1 protein-coding gene is annotated in these 569 nt (G+C 37.6%); it reads right to left on the bottom strand.

The annotated features are described in order from the left end of the window. Positions 1 to 227: 227 nt before the first annotated feature. Entirely contained in the window at positions 228 to 428 is a 201-nt protein-coding gene (locus ACFIJK_RS09465) for an AlpA family transcriptional regulator (protein ID WP_007347209.1), read from the bottom strand. Between the last annotated feature and the right edge of the window lie 141 nt (positions 429 to 569).

Consider the following 569-nt stretch of genomic DNA (forward strand, 5'->3'; position numbering starts at 1 on the left):
GTCCATTGGCAAGGGATAAGCTAGGCAGCCTATCATCATGAGCAGGGCAACGGGCTATTCCATAACGCCCATGCCAAGTACCACGCAAGGCACGTGTGATACCCCGCGCATTCTTAAAAGAACACATCATTTTAAATCCTATAACGTTGCGTCATAGGACGGATTGTGCTATCTCTAGGGTGATGAGTTTGAGAAAGCCTTGTCCGTCCTTACGTGACAAGGTTTTTTTATGCCGCGTCACTTTGACGTTGCTGTTTTGCTTGTTCGATTACATTCAAAAGATCCGATTGTAACCAACGGGATAAAAAACCAAATTTTAAAGGTTTTGGGAGAGAGCCATTGGTTACATGACGGCGGAAAGTTGAGACACTCATATGAAGCAATTTTGCACTTTCACGGTCTGTCAAAAGAATATCATTTTCTGTCATACTAAAATCCTTTCAAAAGTAAAAAAATGGTAACAAATCATAAGCATTTATTAACCATATTTTGGTTCATTTTTGAAGGTATTTTATTTATAGAAAACAATATTTTATCATATAATTTCTGATGTGATAATTTATGAATCT

It is taken from the genome of Bartonella sp. PS17NMGDW (assembly GCF_042193555.1).
GTDB classification, from domain to species: domain Bacteria; phylum Pseudomonadota; class Alphaproteobacteria; order Rhizobiales; family Rhizobiaceae; genus Bartonella; species Bartonella grahamii.